Annotated in this window: 20 protein-coding genes and 1 tRNA gene; 10 read left to right on the top strand and 11 right to left on the bottom strand. The window is 47.0% G+C overall.

The features are described 5' to 3' along the window. Window positions 1-58: 58 nt before the first annotated feature. On the bottom strand, window positions 59-493 hold the full coding sequence (locus tag V5G28_RS29295; protein WP_336231460.1) for an HHL1-like protein: 435 nt from the start codon (window positions 491-493) through the stop codon (window positions 59-61). Between the two features lie 239 nt (window positions 494-732). Here V5G28_RS29295 and V5G28_RS29290 point away from each other — a divergent pair, with 239 nt between their 5' ends. Then, entirely contained in the window at window positions 733-1,023 is a 291-nt protein-coding gene (locus tag V5G28_RS29290; RefSeq protein WP_336231459.1) for an HU family DNA-binding protein, read from the top strand. Between the two features lie 124 nt (window positions 1,024-1,147). On the opposite strand, the gene topA is transcribed toward V5G28_RS29290, so the two are convergent. Beyond that, entirely contained in the window at window positions 1,148-3,388 is a 2,241-nt protein-coding gene (topA, locus tag V5G28_RS29285) for a type I DNA topoisomerase (RefSeq protein WP_336231458.1), read from the bottom strand. 332 nt (window positions 3,389-3,720) lie between these two features. Between topA and V5G28_RS29280 the strand changes: the two genes are divergently transcribed. Further along, window positions 3,721-4,521 (top strand): tryptophan-rich sensory protein, encoded by an 801-nt coding sequence (locus V5G28_RS29280; RefSeq protein WP_336231457.1) that lies wholly within the window; start codon window positions 3,721-3,723, stop codon window positions 4,519-4,521. Here the strand turns inward: V5G28_RS29280 and V5G28_RS29275 are convergent. Together V5G28_RS29275 and V5G28_RS29270 are read right to left on the bottom strand one after the other, a co-directional pair. After that, the gene (locus V5G28_RS29275; RefSeq protein ID WP_336231456.1) at window positions 4,507-5,844 is read right to left on the bottom strand and encodes an ATP-dependent DNA helicase; all 1,338 of its coding nucleotides are present in this window, start codon (window positions 5,842-5,844) and stop codon (window positions 4,507-4,509) included. The genes V5G28_RS29280 and V5G28_RS29275 overlap by 15 nt on opposite strands. A 76-nt stretch (window positions 5,845-5,920) precedes the next feature. After that, window positions 5,921-6,064: a hypothetical protein gene (locus V5G28_RS29270; RefSeq protein WP_336231455.1), complete on the bottom strand. Its 144-nt coding sequence runs from the start codon at window positions 6,062-6,064 to the stop codon at window positions 5,921-5,923. A 41-nt stretch (window positions 6,065-6,105) separates the two neighbouring features. Between V5G28_RS29270 and V5G28_RS29265 the strand changes: the two genes are divergently transcribed. Together V5G28_RS29265 and V5G28_RS29260 are read left to right on the top strand one after the other, a co-directional pair. Next, window positions 6,106-6,177, top strand: a tRNA-Leu gene (locus V5G28_RS29265). A gap of 161 nt (window positions 6,178-6,338) precedes the next feature. Continuing rightward, window positions 6,339-6,467 carry a hypothetical protein gene (locus V5G28_RS29260; protein ID WP_336231454.1) on the top strand — a complete coding sequence of 43 codons (129 nt, stop codon included), beginning with the start codon at window positions 6,339-6,341 and terminating at the stop codon, window positions 6,465-6,467. A gap of 70 nt (window positions 6,468-6,537) precedes the next feature. Here V5G28_RS29260 and V5G28_RS29255 read toward each other — a convergent pair whose 3' ends face one another. Continuing rightward, complete coding sequence (locus tag V5G28_RS29255) at window positions 6,538-7,401, bottom strand: HAD family hydrolase (protein ID WP_336231453.1); 864 nt, start codon at window positions 7,399-7,401, stop codon at window positions 6,538-6,540. 78 nt (window positions 7,402-7,479) lie between these two features. Beyond that, the gene (locus V5G28_RS29250; RefSeq protein ID WP_336231452.1) at window positions 7,480-8,880 is read right to left on the bottom strand and encodes an Nramp family divalent metal transporter; all 1,401 of its coding nucleotides are present in this window, start codon (window positions 8,878-8,880) and stop codon (window positions 7,480-7,482) included. A 277-nt stretch (window positions 8,881-9,157) separates the two neighbouring features. Between V5G28_RS29250 and rppA the strand changes: the two genes are divergently transcribed. Next, window positions 9,158-9,883, top strand: a complete 726-nt coding sequence (gene rppA, locus V5G28_RS29245; RefSeq protein ID WP_336231451.1) for a two-component system response regulator RppA — start codon at window positions 9,158-9,160, stop codon at window positions 9,881-9,883. A 45-nt stretch (window positions 9,884-9,928) separates the two neighbouring features. On the opposite strand, the gene V5G28_RS29240 is transcribed toward rppA, so the two are convergent. After that, window positions 9,929-10,933, bottom strand: a complete 1,005-nt coding sequence (locus V5G28_RS29240) for a mechanosensitive ion channel family protein (RefSeq protein WP_336231450.1) — start codon at window positions 10,931-10,933, stop codon at window positions 9,929-9,931. Window positions 10,934-11,206: 273 nt separating this feature from the next. Then, on the bottom strand, window positions 11,207-12,046 hold the full coding sequence (locus V5G28_RS29235) for an S-layer homology domain-containing protein (protein ID WP_336231449.1): 840 nt from the start codon (window positions 12,044-12,046) through the stop codon (window positions 11,207-11,209). A gap of 451 nt (window positions 12,047-12,497) precedes the next feature. On the opposite strand from V5G28_RS29235, the gene rppB reads away from it, so the two are divergent. The 5 genes from rppB (at window position 12,498) to V5G28_RS29210 (ending at window position 17,284) form a co-directional block, all read left to right on the top strand. Continuing rightward, entirely contained in the window at window positions 12,498-13,835 is a 1,338-nt protein-coding gene (gene rppB / locus V5G28_RS29230) for a two-component system sensor histidine kinase RppB (protein ID WP_336231448.1), read from the top strand. Window positions 13,836-13,875: 40 nt separating this feature from the next. Beyond that, window positions 13,876-14,943: an ion channel gene (locus V5G28_RS29225; protein ID WP_336231447.1), complete on the top strand. Its 1,068-nt coding sequence runs from the start codon at window positions 13,876-13,878 to the stop codon at window positions 14,941-14,943. Between the two features lie 251 nt (window positions 14,944-15,194). After that, window positions 15,195-16,073, top strand: a complete 879-nt coding sequence (locus tag V5G28_RS29220; RefSeq protein ID WP_336231446.1) for an IS982 family transposase — start codon at window positions 15,195-15,197, stop codon at window positions 16,071-16,073. 153 nt (window positions 16,074-16,226) lie between these two features. Then, window positions 16,227-16,793 (top strand): DUF389 domain-containing protein, encoded by a 567-nt coding sequence (locus tag V5G28_RS29215; RefSeq protein WP_336231445.1) that lies wholly within the window; start codon window positions 16,227-16,229, stop codon window positions 16,791-16,793. Further along, window positions 16,784-17,284, top strand: coding sequence for a hypothetical protein (locus V5G28_RS29210; RefSeq protein ID WP_336231444.1), 501 nt, complete (start codon window positions 16,784-16,786; stop codon window positions 17,282-17,284). The genes V5G28_RS29215 and V5G28_RS29210 overlap by 10 nt, the downstream gene beginning before the upstream one ends. A gap of 2 nt (window positions 17,285-17,286) precedes the next feature. Here V5G28_RS29210 and V5G28_RS29205 read toward each other — a convergent pair whose 3' ends face one another. The 3 genes from V5G28_RS29205 to V5G28_RS29195 all read right to left on the bottom strand — a co-directional run bounded on the left by V5G28_RS29205 (window position 17,287) and on the right by V5G28_RS29195 (window position 20,465). Then, a complete protein-coding gene (locus tag V5G28_RS29205; RefSeq protein ID WP_336231443.1) occupies window positions 17,287-18,321 on the bottom strand; it encodes an AI-2E family transporter in 1,035 nt (344 codons plus the stop codon). Between the two features lie 484 nt (window positions 18,322-18,805). Beyond that, a complete protein-coding gene (locus V5G28_RS29200; RefSeq protein ID WP_336231442.1) occupies window positions 18,806-19,390 on the bottom strand; it encodes an SH3 domain-containing protein in 585 nt (194 codons plus the stop codon). Between the two features lie 529 nt (window positions 19,391-19,919). After that, a complete protein-coding gene (locus tag V5G28_RS29195; protein ID WP_336231441.1) occupies window positions 19,920-20,465 on the bottom strand; it encodes a hypothetical protein in 546 nt (181 codons plus the stop codon). Window positions 20,466-20,668 lie beyond the last annotated feature (203 nt).

Below are 20,668 nucleotides of genomic sequence, written 5' to 3'. Positions count from 1 at the left end.
GACGTTCCTTAAAACGCCCCTTCAAAATGCATCACTAGAATGGGTTCAGTTCCTTTGGCTACTTGCCCTTCAGTAAAAATGAGAAGCGGTCTTTCACCTGATTTAGAGCATTTGTAATTCCACTGGTTACGCCAGGTTGGGGTGGCACTGCTAGCTGAATTGGTTCATCTTTGAACTCTTTCAAGCGGTAGCCATATTCCAAATGCTGCTGATGTTTCCGCAACACAGGATAAAGGCGGAAAGCGCCTTGAAGCAGGTCGGCTTGACTGCCGAAGATTGCCTCATTGATTTGGCTGGAGCTGTTTACCGCGATTGCCCCCACGGAGTACCAGCCTTTCTTGCCTTGAATGCGAATATAAACCTCAAATTCTGGAATTCCGTCAGACCTCATCCGGTCAAGCTCTTGAGCCGCCTTAGCGCGTTCTTGCGATCGCTTAGAGGCTTTAGCTTGAGGCTGAGACTGCGTTTTTCCAAACCCAAGATTGGTTGTCATACTTGCTATTCTATAAACCTTAATAAAAGTTTACAGCCTTTTCAGAAAATTCGACAGTCCTGCCCCGTGGGTTACTGGTTACTCCTCCTACAGTTCAAGCCTTTAACGGAACGATTATTCATTGCAATGACTTCTGAAACCCGCTCTATATAAAAATTTCTGCGAAAAGTGAGTCATTTCTGTACATTTGCACTACAATTCACTTCAAACAGTTGAAATGCTTGTGAGGACTGTATTTCATGAATAAAGGTGACTTGATTGACTCGGTTGCAGAAAAAGCGGGTGTAACCAAAAAAGAAGCCGATCAGATTTTGACGGCTTTGTTTGACACAATTCAGGACGCTGTGGCTAAGGGTGAAAAAGTGACGCTGGTTGGCTTTGGCACCTTTGAACCTCGCGATCGCAAAGAGCGTGAAGGCCGTAACCCTAAGAGCGGAGAAACGATCAAAATTCCAGCAACCCGCGTTCCTGCATTCAGCGCAGGTAAATTGTTTAAGGAGAAGATTTCCTCGAACGGAAAAGTTGCATAACACTCACTGTTTTAGAATTACTCCAATTGCAATTGCTTCAAAAAAGCAATCTTCCTAATTTGGAGTGTCCTAAGCACGATACACAGCAGTGGTGCAATGTGCCACTGCTGTATAGCAACTTTACTCAGGTGTTCAACACACCAAACTTAGGCGACCAGAAACCATCCCTTCCCTGAAAAAAGGCAACCTCTTTACACTTTCCTTTGCGATTCTCAATTAAAGAACAGCGCAACATCACTTTTTCCTGCCCTTCTTTGGTGTAAGCATAGCGCTCTAACAACGCTCCACAAACCGGACAAGGATAGTCTGTAAAAGCTTCTGGATCGGGGGTTCGTTGGCTGTAGGGCAACTCATATTTCTTAGCATTTGAGTTCCAAAACATGACCGTGGCGCAACCGGGTTTGGCACATTTAAGAAAGTGATTCGCTTTTAGCTTTTTGGAGCGAGAAGGTATTTTGTGCATTAACTCCCCACAGGTCGGACAAGCCACTTTAGACTGCTGAGTTGTTTTAGCGTGGGGTGTTTCGGCTGAAACTTTCTTAGTGTGAGAAGCAAACTTTTTAGGAGAGGCAGTTAACTGGGTCTCACTAAGGTGAGTTTTCTGAAGATGAGTGGCTTTAAAGTCACTTGACCCGATCGCTTGTCGAGCTTTCACAATCGCTGGCGCAAAATAATCTCGATGCCAACTGGTGAGATAGGTTTGCCATTCCTGCTGTCCAGAGGCGATCGCATCCAGAGCCGTCTCCATTTGGGCAGTGAAAGCAGGTTGAATCAGGTCAGGCAACAGTTTTTCTAAAGCAGCATCCAGATCTAAACCCAGCGGCGTTGGTTGAAGTTTGCCCTGCAAAAGCTGCACATAGTCTCGCTCTCGCAAGGTTTTGATGGTCGGTGCATAGGTGCTGGGTCGCCCAATTCCCTGTCGCTCCATCAACTGCACCAGTTTGGGTTCAGTGTAGCGGGGTGGAGGCTGAGTTTGCTTTTGATCTGCCTGAGCTTTTTGAAGCTGTAGGGATTGCCCGATTTGCAGCGGTGGCAGTTGGGCATCAGCGCTGAGATTATTCCAATAGCGGGTGTAGCCTGCAAACTCCAGAACCTGCCCTCTAGCTTCCCAAAAGGCAGTACCCGATTGTGTAATTACACGAGTTTTTTGTAGACGTGCCGGACAACACTGAGAGGCGATCGCCCGATTCCAAATTAGCTCATACAGCTTCGCCTCATCTGCCGATGCTGCAAGGGGTGGAACGCGGTTTACATCCGTGGGGCGAATGGCTTCGTGGGCTTCCTGTGCGCCCTTAACGGCACGATGTTTTGCGGTGCGTTGAGGTACATTAGTCGGGTCATGCTGCTCCAAGTACTGTCGCACTGCCTGACAGAAGGGAGCAGCAAGTACCACTGAATCCGTTCGCATGTAAGTGATGTAACCCGCTTCATAAAGTGACTGCGCCACTTTCATGGTTTTTTCAGGGCTAAACCGCAGCTTAGTGCCTGCTGCCTGCTGCAAAGTAGAAGTGATAAACGGTGCAGGCGGCGACTGATACACAACCTTTCCTTCCACCTTCACAACCTGATGAGGCGTAGAGCGGGCGATCGCCACCAGTCGATCTGCTTCTGCTTGAGTTGTAACTCGCTCCGATTCCTGTTTAGGTTTGCTGTCCTCACTCGTAGAGGCATCATCTGAGGACTCTCCTGAAGATTGATTTGAGGCTTGTCCAGTCCCACGGCGAATGGGAAGTTTACTGCGGTAGAAAGCCTTGAACCCTTCCCGATAGCTCACCCAAACGCTCCAATAATCTTCAGGCTTGAAGGTTTGGATTTCTCGTTCTCGTAGACAAAGCAGATGCAGCGTTGCACTCTGGACTCGCCCCATCGATTTTGCGCCGTTGTTAAGCTGCCAGACCACATGCCTGCTACCTTTGTAGCCTACCAGCTTATCCAAACAGTCACGGGCCCGACCTGCGGCAATCAAAGCTTGGTCTAAAGTGCGGGGATGGGCGATCGCTTGCTGTACCGCTGCTGGCGTAATTTCGCTGTACACCACCCGTCTGGGATTCTTTAGCCGCAACTCTTGTTGGAGGTGCCAGCCAATCGTTTCTCCCTCGCGATCGGGGTCAGTTGCAATGTAAACCGTATTCGCTTGTTTCACCGCCTGCCGCAGTTCAGCCAGTACTTTCTTTGCACGGGCATCCCTTGGCTCATAGCGACAGTGAATTTGGGTTCCCTCTAAATCAAACCCCAGGGCATCTTCCCCATCATTTGCCAACTCTCGAATGTGCCCCATACTGGCTTTCACAATCCAGCCAGGGCCCAATATCTGACCTAGTTTCTTCAACTTGCCAGGACTTTCAATTAGCAGCAGATTTGCCATCTTTCCAACCACTTAAATCTGTGGCATGACCCATTTCCTCACAAAGTTGCTTTCAGAAATGAAGCAAATTACGCTCCTCGAAGCCCGTTTCTAAGAATGAATGATTTGCTAAATCAACCAGGCCAGCAGTGAGTTCATCTGTACTATAACATTCTGAATCTAATTAAGGAATAAACTTGCAGAATGCTTCTTTGCAAGCTTCCAGGGGTTGAGGAAGTAAACTCTGTTTGCCGGGGTTTTTCCAGCCCCAAAACACACTCGATCGCCACTTGGATAGGTGTGATTTCTCACTGAACAAGGCAGGATTAGAAGTAGGACTTAGTTGAGGGCGTATGAAAGCATCTGCATCAAACCATTCTGGAATGGGGTTGGCGATCGCCACACTCATTGCCATTCTTGCCACACTCACCGTTAATGCATTATCCAACTTCTTTCCACCTGAAGGGCTAAATATTGGTGAAATTGCCAATACTGTCCTGCAAGGCGTGCAAATCACGCCAGCAAGTTATGCTTTTGCGATTTGGGGACTCATTTATGTGGGGTTAATCACTTATGGCGTTTATCAACTCCGTCCAAGTCACCGAAATGAGCCACGGATTCGTCGTGCCAGTGGTTTTTTGATCATTGCCTGCGTCGCTCAAATCATTTGGGTGTATCTGTTTACAACGCAACTGTTTTGGCTATCCGTGGTTGCCATGTTGGGCATTTTGCTGTCACTCATTGCGGCCTATCTCCAGTTGGGAATTGGTCATATCAAAGCCTCCAGAAGCCACAAGTGGCAGGCATTTGTCCCTTTTAGTGTTTATCTGGGCTGGATTTCGGTAGCAACGGTGGTAAATGTTGCCTCTGCGCTCTACAGCAACGGTTGGACAGGATGGGGAATCAGCGATATTGGATGGACGGTGATCATGCTGATCGTGAGTGCAATCATTGCTGGTATTGTGGCAGTTCAACGCACGGATGTTGCTTTCACGTTGGTGTTTGTTTGGGCATACGTAGCGATCGCCATTCGTCAACTCAACACTCCCGCTATTTGGGTTACAGCAATTGTGGGAGCGATCGCTCTAATCGGATTACTCACCTTTAGCCAGATAAATCGGCGTAAACGGGTAAATCACTCAATAAATAAATAGCCGCTGAGCAGCCCGTGTTACAGCAACATAAAGTAACTGATTGCGTTCTCGAATATTGCGGTTCCTCAAAGCATTGGGCACATCTACAAACACATTCTGAAATGTGGAGCCTTGGGACTTGTGAATCGTCAGGCAGTAAGCATAACTTAAGTCAGCAAACAGTCCTTTCAAATCCCAAAACTCACGCCAGCGCTTTTCTTTAGCGTAGGCATCCAGCTTTTGCACAAACTCAAGCTGACTCAACTCATGTAACACGGTCAGATTTCTCTCTTTGCCTTCATCTGTTATGACTTCTAGATACCAGACGTGCCACGGCCCATCCTTTCCCGTTCTGACTTCCTGCACCTCACATTCACCAGAGTTTTGCAAAATCAGGCTGTCGTAAAACAGGTAAGGCGCATTCGCAACCAACCGTTCTCCTGGCACAAACCGTGCCGCATCTGCACCATAGATTGCTGCCCGAATCTTCGCGTTTAACTGATTCACCCTGGCGTTAGTGTATGCCACCGCCCGTACATAGTCCGGATCTTTGCGGTAAGACTCACTTTGAAAGGCTCGAATCAACAGTTTTTCCCACTCTCGCGCCTTCACCACAAATACACCTTCAGTGCGATCGCCATTAGTATCTGTCTCAAACCGGGGAAGCTGTCCACGAGTTAAGTCATTGCGAATGGTTTCTGCTAGAACGGCGATCGCCCCGCCATAGCGGACCACCTCGGTCAATTCTGAACGCTCATAGATTTTGCTAAACACCAGCGATTCATGTTCATTAATAGGTGGCAACTGAGCTACATCACCCACAAATAAAATTTGCGTTCGCTTATACAAATTTGTCACCGCTTCCATCAACAGCAGCCACATGTCCTCACTGATCATGGAGGCTTCATCTACAATCACCAAACGGTATTTATCAAAATTGTTTTCACCGTTGTAGTCCGGTCGAAAAACCTGTTTCCCGGTGTTCTGGTCGATATCTGGCTTTAACCCCAGCAGCTTGCAGCAGGTCATACAGTCCACGCCCAACCCCCACTGGTCAGACATGCGCTCCAAAACCTTCGTTGCCTTGTTGCTAAAGGCAGTAAAGACAATAGTGTAAGGCTCACGCGATTTCTTTTTTAGATCGCCTTCTCGAATGCGCTTGATCAACGCCTGGAGTAATGTTGTCTTTCCCGTGCCAGCATAACCCGTCAGTAAATACAGCTTTCGCTTACTGCACACAAAATCTTCCAGGTCTTGTAGCGCCTGCCACTGCTCCTGGTTGAGCCGGACACCGGGCAAAACTTCTGGAATCTCTGTCGATAGCTGCTCCGTTGGCTCAGACATTTTCTTGGCTTAGGGTTTCCCCATCTGATGACGCTATTGACCTGGTTAAGCAAACTTGCCTGACGACTCTAACAAGCTATCCCAATTTAAAGCACAGAATGGCTCGATAGTCTTTCTCCCGCCAATCCAGTAATCCTGCCAAAAACGTGGAATTCCAATGGCAGTTAGATGAAGCGATCGCCCGCATCAAATTTTTAGACTCCAAACTCTTGCTAAGCATTGGTAAGTTTGTTACCCTAGTTAGGCGCTGAAAAACAGCTAGCCGGGATAGCTCAGTTGGTAGAGCAGAGGACTCAAAATCCTCGTGTCCGGGGATTCAATCCCGTCCTGGCATCCAGATAGATAAAAAAGCCCTGAATCCAAGCGATTTGGGGCTTTTCACTTTCAAGGACTACCATACATCCGTTCTGGTTTTGGGGTCTTTTTGGAATAGATTGGGGTAGTTATTGGGGTAAAATTCTAGTGCAGATGTTTCCTGGAGAGGGAGTTACTCAATGTACTCCGATGATTCACCCCAAAAAGCATCTGAGGGTTCTGTCCAGATCAAAACTTTTAACGAGCGCTTACAGCTTGTGTTCAGCCATGCTGGGAAACGGGCGTTGCAGAATAGAGGTATAGATTAGGGGCAGGCTCAAATGCAATTTGGTTGTGTCATCGCTTTAATCAGTTCCTTTTAGGGTTTGATGCCGTTCTTTACTCGCCAACACTCAACTGGTGTAGGGCGATTTGCTTACACATCCTTTCGACCGCTAACATCAATGACTGCAACAGTTCAGAGTCTTCTCGATAATCGGCAGGAGCCAAATTCGCGACTCGCTGACTTTGGCTGATGTTAGCGACTTCGCTCCATTCTTCAGGAGTCTGATCTTTATAAACTCCAAGCGCTATGCCCTCCTCCTGATTTAAAACAGAAAAACAGGGAATATCAGAAGCCCCATCACCCACATAAATGACTTGATTGAGCGGTACATGCAATTCTTCGGGCGCTATATCTCGATAGACAAACATTTGACCATCATCTTTGTGATGCTCGATGCCCTTAGAAATCTGAAAGAGATAGCGCGTCTTTTCCGTATGAGTGACTATTTTCTTTAAAAAATCTACACCGCCATCTTCACCATAGTGAAACTCGCAGCCCCACATTGCCTTGAAGTATGGAGCAATACAGTTGTGGCGAGCAATTTCCACCATGCCGCAGGTAATCAGATAAAACTCTAACTCAACATCTGGATTCAGTTCATGGGCACGCTGACGCAGGCGATCGAACATCTCAGTCACACCTTCAAACGGAGACAACTGTTGCCCAAATTTCGCTAGAGAATCTTTGGTGATTTTGTGCTGGCTGTCCTGCTGAGACTCCTCAATCAGAGCATAAAACCTGGCTAGAATTTTGTCCCATCCCTGTTCAACTAGCGGTTGTATTCGCTCTTGTCGGAATGTGTCAGAGTCGATGCCGCAGCTTTCCAATAAGCTATCAACTGTATCCGGTACGAGCGTATCATCAAAGTCAAACACGACCGCGATGCAATTAGAAGCTGGTTTAGTTGCTATAGCCATATAAGCTCACTAATCTATTGTGTGATGTCTCAATTTTTGTGTATTCCAACTCAATCTACAGACTCAGGCTGTGTAAATTTAGCCGCCACTGGGTTGAGCAATGAGTTGGTAAAGATAGATAATCGCAAACACTGCAAAAAACAGCCCAGCAATTACGGTTGCGCTAAAGGTAAATGTCGAGGGTTGCAATTCTTTAGGCAACATGCGGTGATTCAGATATAGGGTTAGCCCAGTGACAATGGGAATGTGAGCCGCTTCGATCGCCCCTGCCATTTGCAGTAAGCCCACAGGTTGCCCGAAGAATAGGTAGATGGCGATCGGCAGCAATGCCAAAAGCAGCACGATGTAAAACTTCCGCAGAAACTTCTCATTTACCCAACGACCACGCACTCCAAATCCTTGCAAAATGATCTGTGTTCCATCAGCAAACATACGACCAAATCCATCTTGCACTGAAAGCGTCGTGCTGCAAAACGTAATGAACACGATCGCAATCATAAACCAGAAGCCAAACGGCCCCCACAAATCACCCAGCAAGCTTCCCAGGGTTTCGGCAACCTGATCTTCTTGAGGAACAAGACCTTGAGGACGCAATAACTCACTTCCCAAAATCAAGAACGCTAAAGCTGCTAGCAGTGCCCCTATCACAGCCAGGGTATTTGATAGCAACATTTGCATTGTCCATCCCTGCAAGCGCTGCCGTTCTTCACGCCCCACTTGAGAAAAATCAATGGGTTCTTCTTGCTTAAGGGCTGCGGCTCCATAGCCTCTCGCCCCAACCCAGTAGGAATACCACATCAGTCCTGCGGCACCTGCCAGCATAAACCCTAACCAGGGTAGAATCTCGTCATACCGGACATCCGATGGAATTTGGGGCACCAATCCAGAGGTTAGTTTTCCAAAGTTGGGAAAAACAACCGCCGCCGCAGCAACCACGGCAATGGTTCGAGCAATTCCGATATAAGATGAGATTTTCTCTACCCCTTCATATTGCCCTAGAAAAACAATCGCAGCGGTTACAAGGATAATAATCACAGTCCAGAGTTGAATCGTTCCTCCTGTCACCAAAATCAATGCAGTAGAGGCAGTTCCCGTGAGTCCAGCAACGGTAGAAATTGCAACGACAACTTGTGGAACTAAAATTAACCAGATTGCCCAGTTTTTAGGGCCGGGCAGTCGCCTAAAACCTTCCAGGATGGTCGTTCCACTACAGACGGTAAAACGTCCAATCTCACCATTGATAAACCACTTTAGAATTACAGCAGCCAGGAGTGCCCATAGGAGAGAATAGCCGTAAAAAGCAGCTATTCGAGGGGTAAATAATAGTTCTCCAGATCCCGCCGCCGATAGCATCCAGATAAAGCTAGGGCCTAGCCACAGAAAACGCTGCCACCCTTGGGGGGGTTTAGGTATCCGTTGAGTATTATCCTCTTGATGCTCGGCGGTCGGAGATGAACTATAGTCATTTTGGCTACTCATTTTCTTGTCGCCTTAGAAATATCTGTTTGGGGCTTTCCTTCCGTCGTTTTTTCGTCGCGGCACTCAGTCAGAGTGTATAAGTTGCAAGCGATCGCCACTTCTAGCTAATGGAGGAAGAAAGATTTCAAACTCTTGAGTGACCAAAGTTTCATGCAGATTTCATTTTTATATGAAATGCTCATATAGAAAACTAGTAACGTAATATAGATAAAATATCCATCCATAAGTATTTATAAATAAAGAAGGCAATTAACAAATAAATGGAATATTTAGAGAAATGCGACTTTTACTGATCGAAGATGAACCAGATTTGGGCGCAGCCATTAAAAAGGTGCTTAATCAGGAAACCTATGTAGTGGACTGGATTCTGGACGGAAATCAAGCCTGGAGTTACCTGGAAACTCAGTGGATAGAATACACCCTGGCAATTATTGATTGGATGCTGCCAGGAATGTCAGGGTTGGAATTGTGCAAGCGTCTGAGAGCAAATCACAGTTCGCTTCCAATCTTGATGTTGACCGCAAAAGATCGGATGGAGGAGAAGATCATTGGACTGGATGCAGGTGCAGACGATTATTTGGTCAAACCCTTCAAAATGCCGGAACTGCTCGCTCGACTGCGGGCACTACGACGGCGATCGCCGCAACTTCAACCGCCCAAACTCCAGGTTGGAAATCTCACACTTAACTATGGTACTCATTCGGTCACTCGCCAAGCTGCCACTGATAACGAAAAAGAAGTTATTCCACTCACTATCAAAGAATTTCAACTGCTGGAATATTTTATGAAGCATCCCAACCAGATCGTCAACCGCGATCAGATTATGAACCAACTTTGGGAAGTGGATGAGGAACCGATCAGTAACGTAGTTGCCGCTCAGGTTCGTTTACTCAGACGCAAGTTAGAAGACAGCAATAATAGTCTAATCGAGACGATTTATGGTGTAGGCTATCGCTTTAACTCTAACTTACAGCCGTTTTCAGATGAGTCAGCTACAACGTGAGGGTGAACTGCTCGTTATTAAAGCCGCAGTTAACCGTGACACTCGTTACAGGTCATCTGTTGTTTGACTATGGTTGCTGCCGTTTCGCTGGGATCGCATTTCAGCCAACTGCCGTAGAGAACCACTGATACTCCGAGGTTTGGGTGACTTACGTTTGCCTGCGGGCCAACCTTCACGCTGGTGAGAGCGATCGCCATCAGTTTCTTCAGTTTGGTCGTGGAAAAGGACTTGTTGAGTTGGGAAAGGCAGATCGATGCCATTCGCAGTCAGTTTATTTTTAATGGCTGTTAGCACTTGATCTTGCATATCAAGAGCATCGGCGCGGCGGGGTGGTTTAATCCACCAACGGGCACGAATGTTCACAGAACTCCCTGCTAACTCCATAACGAGAGCATCAGGCGCAGGACTGTTCAAAACGCCATCTACGCTGGCGATCGATTCCAAAATTAATTGCTTGGCTTGATCGATATCGTCTCCATAGCCAATACCGATATCATATTCCAAACGGCGATTATCAAAAGCGGTGTTGACTGTGACTGAGTTGGTGAATAGCTCAGCATTAGGAATGACAATGCGACGACCATCATAGGTTCTAATGGTCGTGGCGCGAGTTTCAATATTTTCAACCGTTCCTTCAAACTCTTTAAACACAATTTGGTCATCCAGTTGAAAAGGCTCGGTCAAGAGAATCAAGATCCCTGCCAGGAAGTTTTGCAAAATATCTCGGAAGGCAAAACCGATCGCAACTCCACTAATCCCCAGCAGTTGCACTAAGTCACCTGCTCTAAAGGTAGGAATGACAATGGATAACGCTACAAATAAACCCAACAGGATTGTCAAGCCTTGAGCTAAGCGTCCCAGCACCATGCCCAGGTTGCGAGCCTGACGGCGATTGCGAGTTAATCGTTTGACTAGCCTTTTAATCCATCTTCCTACAAATACAAAGAGAAGGAAGACAACGAGTGCTAAAACAATGTTGGGTAGCAGAGCGATCGCACCATTAATCATTTCCTGCACTTTAGACCAAGCTGTAGATATCTCTAAATTCATAGCTTCTCTCTAAACTGCTCTCTTAATCTCCAGCTCAAATATCTGATTAGCTAAAGTTCTCCCGGCTACCTTAATGTACGGAGCTAAGGCATTTTTCCCTTCACGCCTGCGACAGATTAAACATCTCTGTCTTAAAGGTTGAGAAAGTTTCATGCTGATTTCATTTTTATCTGAAATGCTCGACCTAGAAAACTTGATGCTAATAGCAAAAGATTAGATGGAGAAGATTGTTGAACTGGATGTAGAAGAGATGGAGTAAAACAGGATCTTGACTTAAAAGGAATTTCCAAGCCCCTGTTCCAAAGCCCGATGAATTAGAACTGCTGCTTCTGCCCGCGTCAATGGCTGGTTGGGCTGGAGTTGGATAGACCCGACAGAAAAATCTCCTAAATAAACGCCAGCTTCGATCGCAGCAGCAACGTCTTCTTTGGCATATTCAGGAATCTCAGCGGCATCCTGGTAATACCAGAGTGAATCACGCATGGCAGTAGCCGGATCTAAGTCCAGAGCGTTGGCGATCGCCACCAGTGAAGCGGCTTTTGAAATAGGCTGCTCTGGGCGAAACTCACCGTTAGGAAATCCACTGAAAAATCCAGCCTGTGTTGTATCGGCGATCGCCGAAGCCGCCCAATAATCAGAAGACACATCGCTAAAGCCACCCGTCAATTGTTCTTCATCAGGGCTTAAAAACGCCCACACCGAACGAGCAAACTCTGGGGTTGGTGACGAGTTAAAGGCAGTATCCAACATCGTCGCAAACTCAGCGCGAGTCACAGGCTGACTGGGGCGAAACTCGCCATTGGGAAACCCTCGAATAATGCCCTGCTCTGCCAATGCTTCGATGGAGTCACTTGCCCAAAAGTCTTCAGGGACATCTGCCGTTAACTCGGCGGCTTGCCACGTTCCTAAATGGATATAAGGTCTACCCCTGCGACCAAAGCCAGCAATCAAATTGATCACGCCAAAATACTCTAGAACGGTTCCCAAGGCAACAAGGAGCAACAGCAACAGAACCAGAGAGGCACCTAACCCACTTCTTCGTTTTCGATGAATTGGTTCATTAGCAGGCGTAGGTGTTTTATTAACAGGATGTGAATGAACTGGAGGAGACATAAACTTCTATTGAACTCGGTATATAGTTAGGAACGCTTCATTAAAGCGACCTGCACAGTTCGGGTTTCGGCTTCGCTCAACCTGCTGAACAAGAGAAACCTTAAACCCTACTGCAAACTCTACTGCTCACTCCTTACAACTTAATGAGTGACACAAAATTATGAAATCAGCATGAAATAGACACAAATTCTTGCTGCCATTTGCTGCCAAACGGTTAGAGGGAAATGGCCCACCCCATTTCCTCATCCCCTTGCACCTTTAGTGCGATCGCACAATCTTTTAGATCATCTATGTCACTAAAGCTGTTGCAATTGATAAAACCCAATGATCGCACGTCTGCTCCTTTGATGAGAGCTTCAGCCGCACCCCTTCAGAGAGAGGTAAAAAAGTGGGTTGGATTGCATACTTTGGTCGGTAGAAGTTTTTTACCATTGTTCTTTGTCAACCCGATATGCAGCAAGATCGCCTATTCCATCAAACTCGTCTGCGGTTAGCAGGTTGGTATGCTGGGGTGATGGGCTGCACTTTAGCGCTGTTTGGGTTTGGCACCTACGGCGTGATTGCAGAAGCCTATGGCAAAACGATTGATCGCGGACTCGAATCGGTGACAGGAATCTTGGCGCAGCAAATTGAGCCAATTCTTGAGCAACCCGAGCGGTTGAGCCAACTTGCGAACTATCTCGAAGTTTGTCTGCCTAAGGCAGAGTGCTTACCCGCCATAGCAGAAGCCCAACCGCCTTTAACTAATCTGGCATCCCCTGCTGATTACTATATTCGGTTGCTTGACCCCGATGGAAACCCAATTATGGTTGGTGGCATCCAACTAAAAGAATTAGCAATTACTCCAGGAGATCAGCAATGGCGAACGGTTACAGATGCTCAAAAAAATCGCTACCGTCAGGTTTCCTTGCCACTGCATTTGCAGGATGAAGTTTGGGGATATGTGCAGGTGGGGCGATCGCTTCAAGACTTAGATGAAAATCTAGAAGATTTACGCTGGATGCTGTTGCTCGGTTGCCCGATTGCTGTAGTGCTGGTTGGAGTGACCAGTTGGTGGTTGTCAGAGCTAGCAATGCAGCCTGTCTATCGGTCTTATCAGTATATGCAGCAGTTCACGGCTGATGTTGCTCATGAGCTTCGTACCCCTCTTGCCGCAATGGAGGCAACGATTGAAGCTGATCTCCGACTCTACCAGAAATCTGAAGGCTCTACTGAGGCAGATCGAGAAACCATTACCGTTCTTCAGCGACAAACTGCACGGATCTCCCAGTTAATTAAAGACCTATTGCTGTTGGCCCGAATTGATAGACGCGAACTAGCAGGACAGCACCAACTGTGTTGCTTAAATAACCTGGTGAGTGACCTGGTTGAAGAGTTGGCATTTTTGGCCGTTGAAGCAGGTGTTCAACTCTCGTTGAAAATACAGGTTCAGCAACCCGTCTACGTTTTGGGAAATGAAGGGCAACTTTATCGCTTAGTTTCTAACCTGATCAGTAATGCAATCCAGGCAACGCCAGAAGGCAGAAAAGTCACCGTTATTCTGGATCGAGTTGACCCATATGCGCTAATCCAAGTGCAAGATACAGGGGTGGGAATTGCGCTTGAAGATCAGACTCGGATTTTCGATCGCTTTTACCGAGTAGAACAGGAGCGATCGCGCCGCACCGGAGGTTCAGGGTTAGGGTTGCCGATTGCTCAAGCGATCGCCCGCATCCATCGCGGCAGCATTCAAGTCAAAAGCGAATTAGGAAAAGGCAGTGTGTTTACCTTACGCTTGCCGCTGCAATAGCTTTTTATATCGTTTCTAGTGTCCATTTGCAACTCTATTTATGTCAACCGCACTACTGATTCTAGGAATTCTGATTATCCTATTTGTCATGCTCGATATCTTAATCACAACGTTGACTGTTGGAGGGGGCGGTCCTTTAACCAGTCGGGTATCTGCTGGGCTATGGCGACTTGCATTGAAAATTCATCATCAGCGCTCAAATCATCGACTGTTATTGTTCACAGGTTGGGTCATTCTAGTCACGACAGCCCTCCTTTGGTTTAGCCTGATTTTAGTGGGATGGGTGCTGATCTTTAATGCGTCAGATTTGACTGTGGTAAATGCTTCAAGCAAACAGCCAGCCAGCGTTTGGGAGAGAATTTATTTTGTCGGTTACACACTCTCTACGCTGGGTATGGGAGATTACCAGCCCAACGGGGTCTTTTGGCAACTAGCAACCGCAGCAGCCTCAGCTAATGGTTTTGTGATGATATCGTTGACGATTTCATATCTCATTCCGGTTGTCTCGGCAGCCACTCAAAAGCGCCAGCTAGCCGTTTATATCTCCTCTCTAGGTGGAACGCCAGATGAAATCATTGCAAGAGCCTGGAATGGTAAAGGCTTTGGACAGTTTGACCAGCATTTGATCTCATTAGCTACTCAAATCGCCTTGCAAGGAGAACAACATCTCACTTATCCAATTCTTCACTACTTTCATAGTGTTGAACGGTCTAAAGCTTCAGTCTTGAGTTTTGTGGCGTTTGATGAAGCATTGACGTTACTAGAATATGGAGTCAAGCCATCAGCCCAACCTGATCCAGCCGCACTGAGACCCATAAGACGGGTAAATGCAGCTTTTCTAAGAACATTGACATCTGCTTACATTGAACCTGCATCTGAAAATCCACCTCCACCTCCCCTTCACTTGCTGCGTGGTTTGGGCATTCCAACAGTGAGCGATCGCGAGTTTTGGGAATCTATCAAACATTTAACGAAACGCCGACAGCTTTTGCTAGCGCTTGTGCAAGAAGATGGCTGGACTTGGGACAGTGTAGCCTCTAGCCAAACTACAAGCCGAGGCGATGGACTCGATGATCACACTCTGATTGATCAAAGAACTTTGCATTAAGCAACAAACTATCATTCCTCAAAAATATGGATATGAGTTGGAGTGAGTGATGATACGTCAGGCGATCGCACAGGAGGAACCGTACCATGCGCCAACTACTGATACAAGTGCCACGCGGATATGGAAAAGATGTTTTGGCTACGGCTAAAGCTCATGATGGGGCAAACCTATCCTTAACGTGAGTTCGGGATAAGGAGGGGCGAAATAGATAGAGTTGAAAGTACCTAGTTCTCAACTTATCTAACCGCCCCATGCTTAGTCTAGAATCCCTGTTCTGTCATGTCGATGACTTCTGCCAGTGGTTTGAACCTCAATGGCAGCAGCAACTATTAGGTGACGGCTTACAGAGGAGGCAGCGGTCGCGTCGTCTGAGCCTTAGTGAAATTATGACGATTCTGATTGCCTTCCATCAGTCGGCATACCGCAATTTCAAGTGGTTTTATAATCAGTTAGTCTGTCGCTATTGGCGTAAAGCCTTTCCCGGATTGGTCAGCTACAACCGCTTTGTGGAATGGATGCCATCAGCCCTCATTCCTTTATGTGCCTACTTGCGGCATTGCTTTGGCAAGTGTACGGGTCTGAGCTTCATCGATGCGACCAGTATTAAGGTCTGCCATAATCGTCGGATTGCCTCTCACAAAGTATTCAACCCATTAGCCGCACGAGGCAAAACCTCCGTAGACTGGTTCTTTGGTTTCAAGCTGCATTTGGTTATCAATGAGCAAGGAGAGTTACTCAACGTCCAGTTGACTCCCGGTAATGTGGATGACCGTAAGCCTGTCCCCCACCTTCTCCAACGGCTCTTCGGCAAAGTGTTTGGCGACCGGGGCTATGTCTCCCAAAAACTAGCCCTCCAACTATGGCAGCATTCCGGCATCCAACTGATCACCAAGCTCAAACGGAACATGAAGAACCGCCTGATGGTGTTGAGTGATAAGCTGCTGCTGCGCCGACGAGCGGTCATTGAATCTGTAATTGACCAGCTTAAGAACATTTCTCAGATTGAGCATTCCCGCCATCGCTCCCCCGTCAACTGCCTGGTCAACTTAGTCTGTGGGTTGATCGCCTACTGCCACCAACCCAAGAAGCCCTCCCTGCTCATTGATGCTGCTTTGCCTGCTTTTGCTTAAGCCGAACTGACATTATCCTTAGTTGAAGCAACGGGCAGCAAACAACCTACAGATCTGGTAACGATTCATGTCTCCAACGGCAAAGTTGAAGGGTTACTAGAAGCCCTGGAAGGGATACCAAACTTACAAATCACCCTCAATCCTCGGGGCGTGTTGACCCTCCAGCCACCAGCAGATGAAGCGGCACAGCAAGTCACCGATGTAGCAGCCCGTAGCCCGATTGAAGTGTTTCTCTCTGGACTGCAAAGCGTGGGTTCCTGGAAGGGCTTTTTGGGATATGCTGCGGCAGCAGGCGTTGTCGTTTGGATTGGGCTGTTTACCAACACGTCCTATCTTTTAGTGGCAGCTATGCTGATTGCTCCCTTTGCTGGGCCAGCGATGAATGTGGCCCTGGCAACGGCACGGGGCGATCGCCATTTACTGGGTCGTAGTTTGGTACGCTATTTCGCTGCATTGGCAGTAGCAATCGCCGTTGCTGCATTTCTCAGCTTTGGGCTGCGGCAGCAAGTCATCACCGAGCAAATGGCTGCCACCAGCACAATTTCTGCCGTTGCTGTGCTTTTGCCCGTAGTGGCAGGTGCGGCAGGTGCGCTCAACCTGGTGCAATCTGAACGCAGTAGCCTGGTTTCGGGTGCAGCAACAGGAATGTTGATCGCCGCTTCTTTAGCTCCCCCGGCTGGGCTGGTAGGTATGGCAGGTGTGATGGGGCGATGGATCTGACGATCAACGGGGTGTTTGTACTGCTGCTGCAACTGGTGGGAATCAATCTCTCAGCAGCGATCGTATTTCGCCTGTATGGCATATCTGCTCAGGGCGCACGCTATAAACGAGGAAAGGCATGGGCATTCCCAGCAATTTTAACGGTAACTGGGGTGGCGATCGCCAGCTTACTCACCTGGCAATTCTCTAGCCTTCCAGATTTACAGCGCTCTAGCATTACTCAACGCGCAACCGCAGACATTAAAACGGTCGTAGATGAAAGTGGATTGGCAATGCTGATTGAAGCAGACGTGCGCTTTACCCGTCCTGATATTCAGGGACAAAACACGCTACTGGCAACTGTTTATGTACAACAGCAAAACACCAGCCAGTCTCCAGAAACGATCCAGACTCAACTCACACACGACATCCAGACTCATCTGCTCAGTCAGGGCTTTAACGTTACTCCATTGATCAATGTCACTGTTTTACAAGCACCTGAAAGTCTCTAACTCTAATTTTCTATACCTTTTTCCCAGTCGTTCATCACATCCTCAACCAATACTTCCTTCAAGCATACTTGGGCTACAACCAGCAGAGGCAGCGCCAGCAACAGCCCCATAAATCCAAAAAAGATAGAAAAAGCCAACTGCGATAACAGCGTAACGGCTGGCAACAAAGAAACCTGATGCCGCATCACAAGTGGAGTCAAGACATTACTCTCAACTTGCTGAATCAGAACATATAGCCCCACAACAGCTAGTGCTTTCCACGGTGCATCGAGCAGGGCCAAGGCCGCAGGAGGAATGACGCTTAAAGTCGGCCCAAGATTTGGAATAAAAGTGAGCAAACCTGCCAGAGAAGCGTTAGCTAAAGGCAACGGTACACCCAAAAACCATAGCCCCAAACCGCTCAGGACAGCAATTACAGTCATGTTAAATAAAATCCCGATTAGCCAGCCCGTCAGAGCCAGTTCACACTCTGAAAGGATGTTATCTACTCGACGACGATAAAATCTGGGAAAGACTAGCAAAAACGCTCGACGATAAGATCTTGGGCTTGCCAGCAGCATGATGGTGACAACCAGAACCAGCAACAGGCTCAGAATAATTTCAATCGAGTTCGTAAACAAGCCATAGAAGTTGCCAAACAACTGACTAAGGAAATCAGGAAGTTGCTGGGTGAGACGAGTCAGAATGCCAACGTTATCTTCTGCCTGCCCTGGAATTCGCTCACTTAACCCCTCAAACCAGACCCGTAATTGATCCAGCCCTTGAGGAATTGCACTAATTAACTGAGGAAGCTGATCAAAAAAAGGTGGGATAATGAGTGCAACTAAAATTGCAAAGAGAATGAGTACAGTAGTTACCGACAGTACAATGCCAAAGCCCCGGTGAAGCCCCCCTCGCTCCAAGCGTTTCACCAATTGGTTTAAAACTGTTGCTAGCACTACCGCTGTAAACGCCAGTAAAAGAACTTGTCGAATTCTCCAAAGGATATACAGAGAGAGAACCAGAGCAAGAAAACCTACCCAGTGCCCTAGACGCACAAATTTAACCCTCGTTTTGGCTACAAGCTTACCTAGATGCCATTAACAATACTGGTTATTGAGTAAACTTGTCATCATCCAATGCCCAGAAATTGGAGCAATCAAGTGCCTGTTTCGTTAAAGCGATAGAGGGGTGAACCGCACATTTCAAATAGGCACTCTGGCTAAAAAATCGACAGTTTGAACAAGGACTCTCTGATTGAACTAGAGGGAAAGCGGGGGATGGCGAAGCAGAACGCTGGAAAAACAATTGCTTAATAGAGAATACGATCCAGGCAATAAACAAAAAGCCCAAAGGAGCCGTAAACCAAACAAACAGCAAAATCTCTAGCGGGGTCGTTAATGCTTCTCGAACGGGTGCTCTCCCTGATGAAGAAATATCGCTAGAGGAAACCAGCATGATCTGTTGCGTTAGACTCATAGATTTTGCTTTCTACCATTTATTCCCAGGATATAAACGAGCTTCAACGCTGGCATTTCAACGTCACGGGCAATAGGTTAAGTCATTTGCTGGCACATAACCCTCTAGCGGTACTTGAATAGGAACCCAGCCATCAGTACCCAGATTTACAATAGTCACGTTGCGACCTCTTTGAACAACACCCACTTGCTCAGAGTTGATGGACGGTTCCTCCCTCACAACTAATCCATTTCTAGCTTTGACTTGACGACAATTAGAAGGTTCAGGATCAACAGGGTTGCAAGGAATTAGATAACCTGAGAACATATAGCCTTCAACTGGTGCAGAGACCTGCACCCAGCTTTCTGGTTGGGGATCTAAAACCGTGACATTCCGTTCGTAAAGCACGACTCCAAGCGCTCTGCTATCAATTGTTGGCTCTTCACGGACGTAAAGCCCTCCTCTTGCACTCACTTGACGACAAACACCAGATGCTTGCGCTAGCTGCACATTGCTCTCGTCCCAGGAGAGTCCATTTTCTACTGGAGAGACAGAACTTTGAAGGGAAGTTGCTTGGACAGCAGCGATCGGAAAGCCAAAAGTAATTGTCAACAGAGAAGGTAGAGTTGTGGCTGCTAAAAGACGTTGCCAGATATTAGTTTTTTTCATTTTCTTCACGCAGTTTTTCATTAGTAGTTAGTAGTTAGGCTGTAAAGAAGTAAAAGAAACAAGCCATTGAAATGATGGCTTTTGGGGTTAAAGTTTTTACCATCTGGCTATTACTCTTACTTTAGGAATCTGAAGTGAGTTTCTCGTCTAGCCAATGGAGGAAACAAGATTTCTAACATAAGAGCAGCAAAATTTCATGCTACTTTCACATTTTGCAGGTAAGTAAAATTATCATTTGTACAATGAAATCTATTCCGCACTGATTGCGAAACGGTTGGAAAATACTAACACTAAGTCCAAACTAGACCGCCTTAACGCAATGTGAAATTAGAATTGAACCAAATAGGTCATCAATCTTTCAATCAGTAGGGGATAAAGAAGCAACTCCTCATCCCCAACCTTTATGGCGCTACGCACATACTTCACGTGTTTTTGTGTGAAACCACCCGCGAAGCGGGTGGTTTCACACAAAAACGTCTCAATCAGAGCGCGTAGCGCTACAATCTTCGTAACGAATACTTATCACACCTTAGCTGACATCTTGGCGATACAGTTCTCTGCCTGACTCTAATTGAGAGACAATCTGGTCACGACTGTCGATGAATGTATATTGCTCATTGAAGCTACCTTCTGGGCGATCGCCAATAATATACTGACGTACAGGAGTATCGGGAGCGTTCAAGACAATCCGATCTGAGACTCGCACGTCTGCTTGGGGTACATTGGGATCTACTTCCTCCAGGCGAGAAACGACCCACAGTTCGTTATTAACTGCATAAACGCCTTGAATACTCAGGTCGTAGCCATCGGAAGGTACTTCAACCTCAGTCGTAATCGTGCGTTCTACCCGCTCAACACCAGGTACTTCAACATCGACGTATGGCACCTCTATAGTTTGTTCTTCTTGTACAACGACAACTCTAGGCACGGTGACAGTCCGTTCTGCCACTCCAACATTTACGTCAGGCCCTTGAATGTCATATTCGGGTAAATTTCCTGGCTCAACATCTACTTCAACATCAGGTAGACTACCTGTTTCTTCTTGCTCTACTCGACAAGAAGTGAGAGGTAGCATGATCAAAAGTAGCGACAGAGGTAGAAGTTTTTTGGAGAAAAGTTGCTGTAATCTCCTGGTTTCCCTCAATTTGTATCAACATCAAAAACAGTCAAAGCAGAAAATCTCTCTTCTTCAAGTACCAGACTCTAGGCTTGGTAACAATTAGGGACATTTCTCACTTCTTAGAAGCCAGCAGGAAGCCGAAGTTCTCTGGATTAACA

It is taken from the genome of Scytonema sp. PRP1 (genome assembly GCF_036697665.2).
In the GTDB taxonomy this organism is placed as follows: domain Bacteria; phylum Cyanobacteriota; class Cyanobacteriia; order Cyanobacteriales; family Nostocaceae; genus Kalymmatonema; species Kalymmatonema gypsitolerans.
The sequence above is the reverse complement of the archived record's forward strand: the minus strand, read 5'-3'. Positions and strand labels throughout refer to the sequence as shown.